This is a genomic window from Bartonella sp. AP30XZML (genome assembly GCF_042195945.1).
Taxonomy (GTDB): Bacteria; Pseudomonadota; Alphaproteobacteria; order Rhizobiales; family Rhizobiaceae; genus Bartonella.
The window spans coordinates 1-1185 of sequence record NZ_JBHIPJ010000116.1; the positions used below are offsets into that span (position 1 = coordinate 1).

Sequence of the window (1185 nt, forward strand, 5' to 3'; positions counted from 1 at the left end):
AATCCATGAGCATTCTTGTGATGTCCTCTCCATTTGCCATCACTGTGCAAAAAGGTTTCATGATTGACTGCCCCAAATTCTAATCACCGGTGTAGCTTTAGGATAGGGGAGGGTTGGCAAAACGATTGTGATGCCTGCTTTTAAGATAGGTCCATGGTCTGCAAGACCAAAATTTGCTGCATAGACGCGTTCAACAGCAAGAGCTTGTTGACCCTTGGCATAGTATTTCCAGCAAATGGCGTCAACCATATCGCCTTCTTTTGTTACGTAAAGATCACTCATAGGTCTCCACCATATTCTCTTAACTTTATTGTAAATTCTTGTTTTTTTGGGGTGCCGTTATGATGAAAAATGCTTTGCTTTTCCTCTACAGAAAGAATGACAAACTTACCTAAGATTTTGCCTTGACCAGTCACAAGAATGTGAGGTCCTTCATGTGCCATTTGCCGTAAATATTCGAGCTGTCTGTGACCACCTTTGAAATCTGGATAAATCACACCAGTTAAAGAAAATTCCGCATTTGCAAGGGCAGGCAATTGAAGAGCTGCTTTGCGCCCNCAAAGCTAACATCATGGCGCTTAATCCGAAAGGCTAGAGGCTATGGCTAAACGTTGCTGTTTTGCATAGCGTTCAAGTGCTTGATTGACAGCGTCTCTGATTTCGTCCTTGAGACCATTGGGGACGGAAATATTTAAATTTGAAATCATCACGCGGGCATCTACTTCAACGGGCTTATGAACCGTAATTGGCTTGGGAGCTTTGAAGGCGCCTACTTTTGTATTTGTAGTCTGCATTTGTCCTGTTTCGACTACGCTTGTATTAAAGCCACTCTTGCGTTTTTCAGGTGGGGTATTTGTAACCACTGCTGTATCCAGCATTCTTTTTGCTCGTGTTTTAGTTTCATCAGTAAAGGTTTTAATGGTCTGCGTTGAAGTCTTGTCTATTGAAACATTAAAGCCTAGCTTTTCTTTCACCCAATTAGGCATCCAACTGGTTAATTTATTCATCATATTGCCAAAACCGTTATACAGATCATCCCATTTGCTTTTGATGCCCTCCCAAAGCCCATTAATAAGATTGGAGCCTACTTCCATTAAATCGACCCCAAGCAACCATTTAATGAGTTCATTGATTCCTTTTGCTATCCAATAGAGTGGTGAAAAGTTTTTAAAGAGCGTAAAGAGA

1 protein-coding gene and 2 pseudogenes are annotated in these 1185 nt (G+C 41.3%); all 3 read right to left on the minus strand.

Features of this window, described 5'->3' with window-relative positions:
- Positions 1 to 57: 57 nt before the first annotated feature.
- Positions 58 to 282 (minus strand): tail protein X, encoded by a 225-nt coding sequence (locus tag ACFIL2_RS09185; RefSeq protein WP_375640049.1) that lies wholly within the window; start codon positions 280 to 282, stop codon positions 58 to 60.
- Positions 279 to 557, minus strand: a pseudogene (locus tag ACFIL2_RS09190) (phage tail protein); the annotation flags it as partial. The pseudogene ACFIL2_RS09190 and the gene ACFIL2_RS09185, both read right to left, overlap by 4 nt.
- Positions 558 to 578: 21 nt before the next feature.
- A pseudogene (locus ACFIL2_RS09195) lies at positions 579 to 1185 on the minus strand (phage tail protein); the annotation flags it as partial.

What these genes read in the sequence shown, in the direction of transcription:
- ACFIL2_RS09185 (WP_375640049.1), bottom strand. Translation starts at nt 282, where the DNA reads ATGAGTGATCTTTACGTAACAAAAGAAGGCGATATGGTTGACGCCATT.